This is a genomic window from Prevotella sp. DNF00663, from assembly GCF_001553265.1.
Classification (GTDB): domain Bacteria; phylum Bacteroidota; class Bacteroidia; order Bacteroidales; family Bacteroidaceae; genus Prevotella.
Genome location: NZ_KQ960631.1, coordinates 1 through 12,705, shown reverse-complemented (window position 1 = coordinate 12,705; position 12,705 = coordinate 1). Strand labels below are relative to the sequence as shown.

14 protein-coding genes and 1 pseudogene are annotated in these 12,705 nt (G+C 38.2%); all 15 read right to left on the bottom strand.

Features of this window, described 5'->3' with window-relative positions:
* The coding region (gene tnpB / locus HMPREF3034_RS12320; RefSeq protein ID WP_231725641.1) for a transposase at window positions 1-190 on the bottom strand (190 nt) is incomplete at its 3' end.
* Window positions 191-320: 130 nt separating this feature from the next.
* Window positions 321-1,781 (bottom strand): potassium/proton antiporter, encoded by a 1,461-nt coding sequence (locus HMPREF3034_RS07620; protein ID WP_197421743.1) that lies wholly within the window; start codon window positions 1,779-1,781, stop codon window positions 321-323.
* A 211-nt stretch (window positions 1,782-1,992) separates the two neighbouring features.
* Entirely contained in the window at window positions 1,993-2,586 is a 594-nt protein-coding gene (locus tag HMPREF3034_RS07615) for a sugar transferase (protein ID WP_062434513.1), read from the bottom strand.
* 62 nt (window positions 2,587-2,648) lie between these two features.
* Window positions 2,649-3,938 carry a DegT/DnrJ/EryC1/StrS family aminotransferase gene (locus HMPREF3034_RS07610; protein ID WP_062434510.1) on the bottom strand — a complete coding sequence of 430 codons (1,290 nt, stop codon included), beginning with the start codon at window positions 3,936-3,938 and terminating at the stop codon, window positions 2,649-2,651.
* 25 nt (window positions 3,939-3,963) lie between these two features.
* A complete protein-coding gene (locus tag HMPREF3034_RS07605; RefSeq protein ID WP_156431074.1) occupies window positions 3,964-4,278 on the bottom strand; it encodes a hypothetical protein in 315 nt (104 codons plus the stop codon).
* Window positions 4,279-4,614: 336 nt separating this feature from the next.
* Window positions 4,615-5,052, bottom strand: a complete 438-nt coding sequence (locus tag HMPREF3034_RS07595; RefSeq protein ID WP_197421742.1) for a nucleotidyltransferase family protein — start codon at window positions 5,050-5,052, stop codon at window positions 4,615-4,617.
* Between the two features lie 17 nt (window positions 5,053-5,069).
* Complete coding sequence (locus tag HMPREF3034_RS07590; protein ID WP_231725636.1) at window positions 5,070-5,864, bottom strand: glycosyltransferase family 2 protein; 795 nt, start codon at window positions 5,862-5,864, stop codon at window positions 5,070-5,072.
* A 73-nt stretch (window positions 5,865-5,937) separates the two neighbouring features.
* The gene (locus HMPREF3034_RS07585; protein ID WP_052052962.1) at window positions 5,938-6,849 is read right to left on the bottom strand and encodes an ATP-grasp fold amidoligase family protein; all 912 of its coding nucleotides are present in this window, start codon (window positions 6,847-6,849) and stop codon (window positions 5,938-5,940) included.
* Window positions 6,850-6,866: 17 nt separating this feature from the next.
* Complete coding sequence (locus HMPREF3034_RS07580) at window positions 6,867-7,922, bottom strand: glycosyltransferase family 4 protein (RefSeq protein WP_062434497.1); 1,056 nt, start codon at window positions 7,920-7,922, stop codon at window positions 6,867-6,869.
* 119 nt (window positions 7,923-8,041) lie between these two features.
* Window positions 8,042-8,206 (bottom strand): annotated as a pseudogene (locus HMPREF3034_RS13160) (DapH/DapD/GlmU-related protein); the annotation flags it as partial.
* A gap of 352 nt (window positions 8,207-8,558) precedes the next feature.
* Window positions 8,559-9,632 (bottom strand): EpsG family protein, encoded by a 1,074-nt coding sequence (locus HMPREF3034_RS07570; protein ID WP_036899674.1) that lies wholly within the window; start codon window positions 9,630-9,632, stop codon window positions 8,559-8,561.
* 139 nt (window positions 9,633-9,771) lie between these two features.
* Window positions 9,772-9,960, bottom strand: coding sequence for a hypothetical protein (locus HMPREF3034_RS12630; protein WP_156431073.1), 189 nt, complete (start codon window positions 9,958-9,960; stop codon window positions 9,772-9,774).
* Window positions 9,961-9,964: 4 nt separating this feature from the next.
* Complete coding sequence (locus HMPREF3034_RS07565) at window positions 9,965-10,492, bottom strand: serine acetyltransferase (protein ID WP_082721734.1); 528 nt, start codon at window positions 10,490-10,492, stop codon at window positions 9,965-9,967.
* A 4-nt stretch (window positions 10,493-10,496) separates the two neighbouring features.
* Window positions 10,497-11,576 (bottom strand): glycosyltransferase family 4 protein, encoded by a 1,080-nt coding sequence (locus HMPREF3034_RS07560; protein WP_036899656.1) that lies wholly within the window; start codon window positions 11,574-11,576, stop codon window positions 10,497-10,499.
* A gap of 2 nt (window positions 11,577-11,578) precedes the next feature.
* Window positions 11,579-12,331 carry an O-antigen ligase family protein gene (locus HMPREF3034_RS07555; RefSeq protein ID WP_197421741.1) on the bottom strand — a complete coding sequence of 251 codons (753 nt, stop codon included), beginning with the start codon at window positions 12,329-12,331 and terminating at the stop codon, window positions 11,579-11,581.
* Window positions 12,332-12,705 lie beyond the last annotated feature (374 nt).

The following is a 12,705-nucleotide window of genomic DNA, read 5'->3' as shown; positions in this document are numbered from 1 at the left end:
TCCATACAGCAATGCTGAAAAGCCGTTGCAGCGTAAGCATCCAATGATAGACGACAAAACCACAGCGTTCCCAGTGCAGCAATTTGATTCGGTTACGGAATCGATTGTAGAAAACGTAGACAACACCATCAGAAGGATTGAAGTCATTGCTGCGTACCAATTGGGACAGGCGAAGAATACCCTGACGCATATCCACAGGAGTGCAACAAACCCGAAAAACATTTGTTTCGTTGAGTACAAACATAAGTTTTTCGGGCAAAGGTAGTAAAGCAAGAATGCTACACAAAGGCGGCTAATGTTGGATGCTTACTTTGAATCATCTACTCAGGATTCTTGTTGGCACTGGAAAGGCATAACAAGATGTCACCTTTCTCTAAAGGTAATTGACCATTGGGAACCAAGATGGTTTTTCCACGTTTCACCATCATGACAAGCGTTCCTTTAGGAATGTTCATTTCAGATAATAAGTTTCCATTTTCAAGCATGCTCTCTTTTAAAGTTACCTCTTTTAGTTTTGAACCTAATTCCTCAGGAATCTCAACTCCAAACTCATTACCACTCTTTTCTTCTGGCATGTCGAGCTGGAGTTTTTTTGCCACTAATGAGATAGTAGTACCTTGTATCGTAAGTGATAGCAGGGTGATAAAGAAGACTATATTAAACAAGAGGTCTGCTCCTTCGACACCGTTAATGATAGGATATGTGGCAAAGATTATGGGGACAGCACCTCGAAGACCAACCCATGAAAGGAAAGTCTTGGCTTTCAACGGAATTTTGCGATAGGGTAGTAAGCATAAAAATACACTTACAGGGCGCGCAACAAGCATCATAAATACTGCGATGGCGAGGGAGAAGAGGCTTACGTCAACCAACTCTGAAGGATTAACCAGCAATCCAAGGGTGAGGAATAGGATGATTTGGAGCAACCAAGTAAGTCCATCTAAGAACGTAGACATCTCTCGTCGATACGACAAACGGCAGTTGCCCACAACAAGTCCTGCTATATAAACTGCTAAATATCCATTGCCGTTTAATAAGTCGGTCAGTGTAAAGGTGATAAACACCATACTTAGAAGAAGTACGGGATAGAGTGCTGCGTTTGGAAGATTGATTCGATTAATCAACCAAACCGTTAAACAACCAAGACCGTAGCCTAATGCTCCTCCTAATAAAAACTGTTCGCCAATGTTAAGTGATAGGTCTAAAAAAGAAAAATCATCACCCGAGAAGGCTACGTTGATGAGCGCTATCGTCAGCATATAAGCCATAGGATCGTTACTACCACTCTCTAATTCCAACGTTGGTCGCAATTTGTGTTTCAAGCCAATTCCTTGTGTTCGCAAAAGATTAAACACAGAAGCCGAATCTGTGGAAGACATGGTTGCAGCTAACAGCATGGATACAATCAAGGACAATTGAATATCCATACCTGCCCACTGCGATAATGCAAATATAAACCCTCCTGTCAAGACAGTTGTCATCACTACGCCCAAAGTAGATAGGATAACACCCATTCCAATGATAGGCTTTACTTCCTTAAACTTGGTGTCCATACCGCCAGAAAACAGGATGATACTCAATGCCACCATACCAATGAATTGTGTGTCGTGTGGGCTATTAAATTCCATACCCAACCCCTCACTGCCAAAAAACATTCCTGTAAACAAGAATAACAACAATGTTGGGATGCCGAAGCGATAGCCTGTTTTACTGATAAGTATGCTGACTAATACTAAGAAAGAACCTAAGAGAAAAATATTTTCTGTTGAGAAAGTAATCATTACTTCGTTTAATAGTGAGTGATGTAATTTACTGTATGGTTATTAGAATCTGTAAATGGTTCTACTGATTCTCATGGACAAATTTAGGCGTAATGGACATTTGGTAGGCTGAAACCTCTCGTGTTTTAGTAATGGACATTTGGTAGGTGATGCGCCTTTCTTGGCACAAACAAATATTTGCAGAATTGCCAAACAGCATACAGTAATCTTCTCATCGTTCTGTGACAATAACCTTGAATGTTTGGAAAATAAGTTTTATATCATACCAGAACGAGCTGTTCTTAACATATTCTAAGTATAGCTTTATCTTCTCCTGCATAATCACATGGATATAGTAATCCTCAGGATCTTCAGCCTTCTCCATCAGTTCGTTCTCGTTGCGGAACTTGATACTTGTAGGATCTGTGATACCAGGACGAACATCCAATACGTGCATCTGTTCGGGTGTCCAGTAGTTCACATAGTGACGCACCTCAGGACGAGGACCAACCAAACTCATATCTCCAATAAATACGTTTATAAGTTGGGGGAGTTCATCAAACTTATACTTGCGAATGTAATATCCCGAACGTGTCACACGGGGGTCACGACCACCAATAGTCACTAATGAACCTTTGTCTGCTCCTACACGCATTGAACGGAACTTGAATATTCTGAAATCCTTGTTTCCACGTCCTACGCGTACCTGACGATAAAAGACAGGACCTTTAGCATCAAACTTTATCCAAATGGCAAGAATCAGGAACAATGGACTTAACACCACTAAGCCACATCCTGATGCAACAATATCAAATAACCTCTTCATAAAAATCAAGAACAAAAAGGCTTGAAGATAAAACTGTTTACATCTCCAAGCCTTTATTGGTTTTACATATTAGAAACGATATCCACAAAATTTTCAATTACATATTCCAAATCCTCGTCCGTCATCTTAGTGTTCAACGGCAGAGTGATTTCATTCTCAAACATGTGGTAAGCATTAGGGAAATCCCCGATGTCGAAGCCCAACTTCTTATAGGCAGTCATCATAGGCAGCGGTTTATAGTGAACGTTGGTAGCAATGCCACCCTCCGCCATCATCTCTATCACCTTGTTTGTCTCCTCACGAGTCCTGCCCAACAGACGCACCAGGTACAAGTGTCCAGAAGACGTATGCTCCTCGTCATAATGATTCAGCACAGCAACGTTCAACGGTTTCAAAGCCTCATCATAACGCTCAATCATCTTGCGTCTACGCTCCAGCATACCCTTGTAACGCTGCATCTGCACAAGTCCTATAGCAGCCACAACATCCGTCATGTTACACTTATACCAAGTGCCGATGATGTCATACTCCCAAGCGCCGAGCTTAGTCTTAGCTAATGCATCTTTGTTCTGACCATGCAAGCTCAAGAGCTGAGTCTTGCGGTAAAGATTCTCATTCCAGGTCTCACCCTCAATCTCAGGCACACCGCTGAACGTATTATCCACGTTCTTATCCAAGTCCTTCACCACCTTCTCATTACCGAAAGGCAGATTCCACGACAAAGCACCACCCTCAGCAGTAGTAAAGTTCTTCACAGCATGGAACGAGAAAGAAGAGAAGTCGGCAATTGCTCCCACCATCTTTCCCTTACGTGATGCACCAAAAGCATGGGCAGCATCGCAGCAGATAGCCACACGGCCAATCATCTTCTGCAAGTCGGTCTTAGGAGTAAAGATATTCTTCTTGCTTTCAACTATAGCAAACAGCCTGTCGTAGTCGCAAGGAATACCAGCCAAGTCAACAGGAATAATCGCCTTAGTATTAGAAGTGATAGCCTTCTCTACAGCCTCGTAGTCCATCTCCAGGCAATCCTTCTGAACATCTACAAACACGAGTGTTGCTCCCACATGTTCTACAATAGAAGCACTTGCTGTATAGGTATAAGCTGGGACAATTACCTCATCACCCTCGCCAATACCCAACAATCTCAGAGCCATCTCACCGCAAGCCGTCTGCGAATTAAGGCATACAGCCTTATCAACGCCAACAAACTCAGCAACTTCTTTCTCTAACTTCTTTGTGCGCGGTCCGGTTGTAATCCAACCAGACAAAATGGCATCACGCACCTCTGTAGCCTCTGCCTCTGTCATATCAGGCGGAGAGAAAGGCACATTACGCAATTTCATTGTCATAATATATATATTGATGATTAAAATTTTAGTTTTTCCATACACTCTTCTTGCCCCACTTCCAGTTCAGCCAAGAACGAGCTCTTAAAATGAATCCTATTAAGTGTCTCTCTTTACTGTATACTAATTGGTATTTCCAACGATTGTTGAGAAATCTTCGTATTTTGCCAAACAAAGAGTGAGCATCTGTTTGTTTGGGACTTAATACTTCATTCAATAATCGTTCTTCCATTGCTTTGTCTCTTTTCCAACCAGGAAAACAATCAGTTGATACTCCAATAAAATCTATACAGATTCCATTTAAACAACATAAGAATTTGAAATAACCACCTTCAATTGCCAATGCCTTAACCTTCTCCCAATCTATCTGATTAGTATCAGTGTTAAGATTCGCATTCCTTACCACCAAAGCATAGTCAACTATTTGCCTTAGATTAGCTCCACCATAAACAAAATGTCCAGCAAAATGTAAGGGTAAAAAAACACATTAAACATTGCAGAAGGCAACCAACAACCTGTTTCTTCATCAAGCTGCAGATTATTATCAAGGTCATCCTTTAAGAACTCTTCCACCTTCAATAGCGAGAGGTGTTCTTGCTCACAAATCATAGAAGCATGGTTCTCTACGTGAATACCATTAATGCTATATACACTATGCTTCTCCTCATTCTGTTTTACCTCAATGCCCTTCCCCTTTTATCAGTTCGTCAGCATACTGCCCTTTGCCACAGAAGTAAACATCCAAATCGCCATTCCCTCGATGTTTAGGAATAGGATATAACTTCGACAATCCATATCCCTTCATCACCACCATCTTCAAGCCATGTTTAGAGAAGAAGGAAGCAAGTTCTTTTATGAACACCTTCTGACGTTCATACTCTTTCTCTAACGTCACCACACTGCCAATCCACTTTATCAATACATTTCGTGGTGGCATAGCTCCATTAGATTTTAATTTATCAAGAGCATCTAAGCATAATCCAAGAACCGATTGCTGTCCAGCTTGTTGCATACAACCACGCCAATCTTCATCCGATAAAGAAGACAAAGAAGCTGCGTCGTTATGCTTTGGGGATATGCCATAATGCAAGAGTGATAAAAATCTCTGTTCTGTCATATATACCTTATGCGACATCACACATTCTTCTTCACATACCACATTTTCTTCCATCCATTACCCACAACATTCATCAATGTCCAGAATGTAGCCATCAATGAATTCATCTCTTCTGCCACATGAAACAGTGGATAATGCGCCCAAATGCGTTTCCACAAAGGCTTAGGCGTGATGCTTACTTTACGACGGCGATACCTTGCCAAGTTCTCCTTCAGCAAATAGCAAGGAGCTTTTCTCACCACCTTTAGCCAAAGAGCAGTATCATTATTCTTTCTGACATCCTTTATCTGCACCAGTCCTACCCGTTCTCGGTCGTACATCACAGCCAAACAGCCAGGCCAGCAGCACATAAACATCGCCAACTTGCTCACCTTCTTAATTCCCGAAACATACACACCCAAGTCCTTGCCATCCTCACTCATCTCAGTATATTCATGATAAGAGAAAGCGTAACCATTCTCCACCATAAACTTCAGTTGATGCTCCAATTTCTCAGGCAACCACAAGTCATCCGAGTCAAGGAAAGCAATCCACCTACCCTTTGCCCTACGCAAAGCATTGTTTCGGGTTATTGCAGCCCCAGAGTTCTCTGGATTACATTCATACTTAATACGTTTGTCAGCCTCCATAAAAGGCTTAACAACCTCCAACGTATTGTCCTTAGAGCAATCGTCTTGAATAAGAAGTTCCCAGTTCTTGTATGTCTGCGCCAACACACTTTGAATTGATTCACTGATAAATCCAGCGCAATTCCATGTCGGCATAATAATTGATACCAATCCGTAGTTTTGCATAACATTATTAATTTTCATATTTGTTCCGTCCGATGGTATCGCTCCATACCGCTATATCTGCGACCACTTGTGCGGACGGATATATCATTACTTACTTCTTTTTCAGAGGGAAATCCTTTATGCTGAAATTCTCACCAAGTATCTTGTTGAATTCTGGAGTAAAATAATCCATGAAGCCACCCTGCGAAGTGAAGGTCAATTCGCCAAAGTATATTTTTCCGTTTATGTTGTATAGGTCAACACGAAGTTCGGGGAAACCCTTTGACAACTTTTCCGCAATCTCCACCATTTTATCGAAGTTCTTAGGCTTAGGAATGATGTCACCTCTAAGATAGTCCGAATTAAAAACAGAGAATTCAGGATGTGCATTCCAGCCCATGTCGTAGGTCATCACATGGGCACTATTACCATCTGCATTTCTCTCATTGCAAACAAACGTATAATAACACTTACCATTAAAACACCACATCTTATAATCAATCAAGGATGTAGCTCCTTTTTCAAAAGGCAATACCTCTTCTGCTATGACACAAGGCCTCATGTTCTTGTAATGAGGTTCTGCATGAAGTGCACCAATATTCTTACGACTCAGCCACTCACCTATCATTTCAATATACTCAGCCTTTTTCTCCAGAGTAAGGTCCGCCTTGCGTATAATCTTGTTTGTTCCCTTGCCGTCACCATTGTTTGCCTTAATGATAAAAGTATCAGGTAGCACATCAAAGTTCACTTCCTCTTTATTATACCAAGTGGCATAGAGCTTCACTAATGTGTCACCAAGACCTATTTTCTCCACATAGTCACGCACCGTTCGCTTATCAGCCAATTCTGTCCATCTTGTAGTGTCAGAATAAAGCTTTGCCCACAGTATTTTCTCATTCAAAGTCTGAGGGTTCTTAAGGTTAAGCGGTTTCTTGAACACATAGCGATAACGGATTTTCAACAAAGTCTCAGGAAAATGATTACCCATAAACTCTGTAAACTTAATCAAAGGCCAGAACATAATTCTGCCTGATTTGCTTAATGTTGGATGAAATGCCATATATTAAAAATATTTTTTAGAATTTGTTTTATATTATCAGCATGATATTCAGCAGCTCTTACTCTCGCATTGTCTTTCATGCTATTCAACATTTCTGTATTTCTGAGATATTCCTCACAAACAGAAATGAACTCTTTTTGGTTGTTTTCAAAAGTTATTATTGTTCCTGTTTTACCGTCTTCAATCAATTCACGTGCATATGTCCAATCAGATGCAATCACAGGAATACCTGATATATATGCATCAATCACACTTCCAGGAATACCCTCTGTAGGGTAATGTGTCGGAAAGAGCATAGCATCATATTTTTCCAAGATTTGAGGAATGTCACTTTGCTGTGCCACTCCTTTATATGTCACGAACTTATATTTTTCAATTTGTTCTTCAAAATAGTCCTTGTCTTTGTGATCCACCATACCATAGAAGTCAATTGTCACATTGTTTCTTGACTGTTTTAACAACCAATCTGCATAACCAAAAATCACATCTATTCCTTTTTCCATAATTATTCGAGCAAGAAAAACCAAATGAAGTTCACCATCGGTATGATGCTTTTGCGGAGAATAATTAACAAATTTTATATTTGGACAATATTCAAGATTTGTATACCCATACATATCATGCAAATAGTTACCCAATAAGTGTGTTTCATTAAACACACACTTTATTCTTCGCATCATCCACCTGTGTATAGGAAGTGACTTAAGATAAATGTGCAAGCGCCCCCCAATAGTAAACAAATAAATGTCATATCTAAATAGTTTAGAGAAGACAAAAAGTATCGGAAAAAAATACTTTAAATTATTATAGGCTGGTAACAGACAAAGTTTCTCGCATTTGAACAGCTGTCGAATCATTTTAAAGATTGCCAACTTATCGTAGCGAAACGACTCTGTATCAAACTCATCTACCTCACACCCCATTTCTTTAAAAAGGCGACTCATATTTCTTGTCTTCACCGACTGTCCTTCTTGTATATGACTTTTTTTTCCAAAATATCCAAATACAAGAATTTTCGTTCTTTTTCTTGGCATACAATCTTTAATTTCTTAACAAACAACAATATTTACATTATGTTTTATTCCCAAGCCTATATACCACACAATAAAATAGTTGCTAAACATAACGAATACAATATTTACATTCTTCATTTTCTATACTTTATTATTCGTGCCGGCACACCTCCAACAATTGCAAAATCTGGTACATCCTTAGTAACTACAGCTCCTGCTCCAATAACCACTCCATTGCCTATACAAACACCAGGCATTATGATGGAACGCATTCCTATCCAAACATCATTTCCAATGACGACTTCTGCTACTCTCATTCCTTGCTGTCCCATCGGAATATCAGTCCGCTCTATATTATGGGTATGAGTAAGAATGGTAACGTCAGGTCCCATCATAACATTGTCACCTATCTTGAGAGGTCCATGCACTGAGCAATTGACACCAAGTCCGCTACCAGAACCTATTGAAATTCCCCCCGGTTGCAAAACGGGCACCACGTTCAACGTTCACATTATCACCACATTTATCAAAGATAGGACGGCATATCATGCGCCTAATCTTTCTTGCCCAATGTGTTATCGGACTAGTTGATGCTGGCAAATGTCTAGCAAAGCCGTAATATGCGACCAAGCATAAGAGTTTCTTGATTTTCATGTTTTATTTCGACCAAAAAAGAAAAGACATATTTTCCAAATATTTTGCAGACGAACCCAAGTATGATATGTATACATACACGCCGATGTAACATATAGCAAAACCTACACGCACGATTTGATTATTTATATATTTCATTATATTGGGTACGAGAATAAATGGTATTGATGTATAATAGTAAAACAATCGACCTGTCGAACTATTTCCTACACCAAAAAATGTTCCTATAACAGCCAGTGACGTTATTGATAATAATAATCTGTTAATACCTCTTTCAAACACAGCTGATTTCATAAAGAAAATCATAGATATAAACAACCCACTCATCAATATAAAGTCAACATAATTAGCTCCTTCGTATTTTACGTTATTCAAGTATCCAGTATAATCTCTCCCCATTAACGATACAAAATACTGAAGAACAACAAAATAAGAAACAGCAAACACCAAACACGATATCAACAGAGCCGTGATATACATCTTTTTATTCTCTATATTATATAGAAAAAATAAAGGTATAAAAACCAAAGAGCTACGATGCAATAAGAAAGCAATAATAATATACGCACCAAACCTTCTATAATTTTTATTTATAATTGAATTCCATGACAATGTAAGCAAAGCCATTGCTAAATGCTGTCTCAATACAAATATAGACTGATCAAATACCGTAACCAATATAAACAATATAGATACATAAGTATATGGCGAATTTGTTAGTATTGTCCTATAGTAACAGCATAACATAATTAACGAACTTACTATTAGCACAATAATAAAGTCATCAGATATCAATGATAAAAACTTCATATACCATAGAAATCCTATTTCCATTGAACCTGCCCAAAAGGCATCCTTTAGTCTATAAAAGGGAAGGCTCATGCACTCTACAAAAGCATCTTCATAAGCAGGTAAATCCAAAACAGACATGGGATCTACGAATGTATGAATAATAAATGAAGAAACAAACGACAACACAACAAAGGTATTAATCTTCCCCTTACTTTCTTGTGTGTTTGCCTTTAATATTAATCCAAGTATAAGTATAAATATAAAATTGAATATCAGTACTTCCATAATAACTTAAATTCGTTAATCGCTCTGTATGCTACAATTTATTTCATTAAAAAGACTATGGGCTTACAATAATTATAATAGCCATTTGCCACTCCAAAACACACCAGCCTTAATATTAGACTATGATTTCTTGAAGTTATTATCCATTTACTATACATCCTAATGCACCACGTTCAACGTTCACATTATCACCACATTTATCAAAGATAGGACGGCATATCATGCGCCTAATCTTTCTTGCCCAATGTGTTATCGGACTTGTTGATGCTGGCAAATACTTTGCAAATCCGTAATATGCGACCAAGCATAAGAGTTTCTTTATTTTCATATTTTTATTCTACAATATTATTCACATACCCCTCTGTTGCCCAATCCCTATGCTTGATAACGCAAGGATTGCCAAATACCACGGAATGAGAGGGAATATCTACATTAACAAAACTGTTAGGTGCAATCATCACATCATCACCAATAGTGACATTTCCAACGATAGCCGAATTGATACCTATCCAAACTCTATCGCCAATTGTTGGACAACCTTTTCGAGAACCCCTGTTCACCTGACCGATAACGATTCCCTTGTGGATGTTGCAGTTGCGACCTATTTTAGCTTTACTATTGATGGTGATATTATAGGCATGACCTATATAAATCCCCCCCCCAATTTGCTGGTTTGCAGTTAGTTCTAGACCTCTTCTGTTTGCCCATATACGAAATAGGGCTTTATATAACAGTCGCATTGGAATAAAGGATGCTACAGCAGCCTTACGATAGAGGAAATGGAATATCCTAATATATGCCTCAGGCTTACCTCTATAACGAGTTATATCGGCATTATATAAATCTTTGAATTTGCTCATCGCTTTATAATCTTTCTATAAGTTCAACATACGATTTTAGGAATGCTTCTTCTGTATTGCGTTGCAAACATAGCTGACGATTGCGTTTGCCCATTTCCTGCCTTTCCTTAAAAGATAAATCCGCCATTTTCTTAATAGCACCAGCTATGTCTTCTACGCTTTCTGGGTTGAAGAGAAAACCATTTACGCCTTCTTCCACGATATATGGATTCTCATAGACATTGCTGCAAAGAATAGGCAATCCACAAGACATTGCCTCAGCCACTACATTTGGATATCCTTCATAAAGACTCGGAAGACAAAATATATCAGCCTTGCGATATTCCTCTTCTATCTTCTGGTTGGGATTATGCAACGTAATGTAATCTGAAATATCAAGCTTTTGATATTCCTTCTCTATTTCTGCATAATAATCGGCATTATGTTTCTTATCTCCATACCAATCGAAATGCACATTGAGTCCCATATCCTTTACCATACGTACAGCCTTCAAGTAAGTCAAGACATTCTTCTGTTGAGTATAGCGAGCGACGGTAACGATACGCAAAACATCATTCTGCACAGGCATTTCTGAGGGAGTGAAGCGATTAACATCCACGAAGTTGATAATAGAATGCACCTTTTTACAGAGGAAAGGAAAGTGATTGCAAATAAACATGCCTTGACTATTGCTGTTAGGAACAATAGCATCCGCCACACGATAAAGGTTAAACTGTACCTTATCACTACGAGTAATGCAAGTATTATTGTTTCGTTCTGACACAACTAACTTAGCCCCGAAAAACATCTTTGCGACGCACATCGTCTTGTTGACAGATGGCAAAAACGAAATAACAACATCAGGCTTATATTGTCTAACATACTTTGCAGCCTTAAACACACGAGTATTCTTATTCCACAGCTCAGGCACAAACTGATAGTCCACACCATTCTGGCGAAGATAAGGCTCATAAAACTGATTCTCAACATATGTTATTAGACGGCAAGGATAACCAGCCTTAGTTAACATCGAAGCTAACCCACACATTTGACGTTCAGCACCACCTGAACCAAGTGTTTCCGTTATTAAAAGAATTTTTTTCATATTTATTGTGGAATTTCAACCTCCCTACAATGAGCCAAATAATAGCCAAATACAGTACATGAATATATAGAATATTCTGTATAGGACATGGAAAATAATGTCATAATAAAGAAAGATATGAATACAAGTGTAAGAACTAATTTCGCAAATAAATTCTGCTTTGTCTGTCTGATTGTTTTATAAAAACACAGCCAATAGAATGCATATATAAGAAGACCAAAGACTCCTTGATTTATTGCTATTTCAAGCCAGTCATTGTGCGCATAGTTTATTCCTATGTCCAATGTTGCATTTGCACCATTACCAAAAAGAAACTTAAAAGTATTCATTTCGTTCTTGAAATGATTCCAGAAACACTCATAGATATAATCACGTCCACTTAAACCACCATTCTCTGTTTGTATAATACGTTGAGTAAAATAATCGGATGTATCCATCATATATATCACCATATATACACCAGCTAACGCTATCAACATTGAGAAGATTAGTACTTTCACCTTTGAGATGCTACGATGATATCTAAAATTAAAGTACAAAAAATACAATATTGACAAAACGCCCACAAGTATAGCACCTCTTTTCATACCTATCACAATAAACACCATACAAAAGATAAGTAGTCCATACTGTATAATATTTTTATTTTTAAATACAGCCACAGTTGGAATAAGCGCTACAAATAAATATCCTATATTATTGGTTACTTCATCAACAGCGGTTCCTTCAAGTAGCAGTTTATGTATAATTGTCATCTTATAATCAAAGAATATAAACACAGATGCCAGCATATAAACAACAATCCATTTCTTTGGTTCAGTTAGAAACCCTTTTCTTGAGAAATAATAGAAAGAATAAATATTTGGTATGGAAAGAAAAATGCTCTTCAAAAACGAAGAATTAGACACCTCTGCTCCACTGTATCTAATTATATAATGATTATCACAGAATAGTAACACAACACCATATAGAACAAACATTAAAAACAAAATGTTAAGTCCTGTAAAAAATATTGGTTTGTTTGGTAATACTATTGTCTTGAATGTATAATATATCCCCATCAACATAGCAACAAAAATTATCAACTGAGAAACTATAGGTAACTATTCAGCGATAGGGCATGACAAGC

What these genes read in the sequence shown, in the direction of transcription:
- HMPREF3034_RS07620 (WP_197421743.1), bottom strand. Translation starts at nt 1,781, where the DNA reads ATGATTACTTTCTCAACAGAAAATATTTTTCTCTTAGGTTCTTTCTTA.
- HMPREF3034_RS07615 (WP_062434513.1), bottom strand. Translation starts at nt 2,586, where the DNA reads ATGAAGAGGTTATTTGATATTGTTGCATCAGGATGTGGCTTAGTGGTG.
- HMPREF3034_RS07610 (WP_062434510.1), bottom strand. Translation starts at nt 3,938, where the DNA reads ATGACAATGAAATTGCGTAATGTGCCTTTCTCTCCGCCTGATATGACA.
- HMPREF3034_RS07595 (WP_197421742.1), bottom strand. Translation starts at nt 5,052, where the DNA reads ATGACAGAACAGAGATTTTTATCACTCTTGCATTATGGCATATCCCCA.
- HMPREF3034_RS07590 (WP_231725636.1), bottom strand. Translation starts at nt 5,864, where the DNA reads ATGAAAATTAATAATGTTATGCAAAACTACGGATTGGTATCAATTATT.
- HMPREF3034_RS07585 (WP_052052962.1), bottom strand. Translation starts at nt 6,849, where the DNA reads ATGTTCTGGCCTTTGATTAAGTTTACAGAGTTTATGGGTAATCATTTT.
- HMPREF3034_RS07580 (WP_062434497.1), bottom strand. Translation starts at nt 7,922, where the DNA reads ATGCCAAGAAAAAGAACGAAAATTCTTGTATTTGGATATTTTGGAAAA.
- HMPREF3034_RS07570 (WP_036899674.1), bottom strand. Translation starts at nt 9,632, where the DNA reads ATGGAAGTACTGATATTCAATTTTATATTTATACTTATACTTGGATTA.
- HMPREF3034_RS12630 (WP_156431073.1), bottom strand. Translation starts at nt 9,960, where the DNA reads ATGAAAATAAAGAAACTCTTATGCTTGGTCGCATATTACGGATTTGCA.
- HMPREF3034_RS07565 (WP_082721734.1), bottom strand. Translation starts at nt 10,492, where the DNA reads ATGAGCAAATTCAAAGATTTATATAATGCCGATATAACTCGTTATAGA.
- HMPREF3034_RS07560 (WP_036899656.1), bottom strand. Translation starts at nt 11,576, where the DNA reads ATGAAAAAAATTCTTTTAATAACGGAAACACTTGGTTCAGGTGGTGCT.
- HMPREF3034_RS07555 (WP_197421741.1), bottom strand. Translation starts at nt 12,331, where the DNA reads ATGACAATTATACATAAACTGCTACTTGAAGGAACCGCTGTTGATGAA.